General features: G+C 67.1%; 1 pseudogene. It reads left to right on the top strand.

From position 1 onward, the window contains the following. Positions 1 to 255 (top strand): annotated as a pseudogene (locus ACZ3HG_RS24215) (Ig-like domain-containing protein); the annotation flags it as partial.

Raw genomic sequence — 255 nt, forward strand, 5'->3', positions numbered from 1 at the left:
CGGTGCGGTGAAGGTAACGGCGAAGGTGGCCGGCGGGAAGGATGCGGGCCAGACCGCGACCGTTACCTTCACGGCGGACATCAGCACCGCGAAGGTGAGCGCGGTCGTCCCTGCCAGCCCGGGTGCTCCGGCGGACGGCACCGTGGATGTGATGACGGTAACGGTGAAGGACGCGAACGGTAACCCGGTGGGCAATGCGGCGGTCAGCCTGTCGGCAACCAACGGTGCCACCCTTAAAGAGAGCGTGACCACCGA

It is taken from the genome of Erwinia sp. PME.40.26/001 (assembly GCF_055556675.1).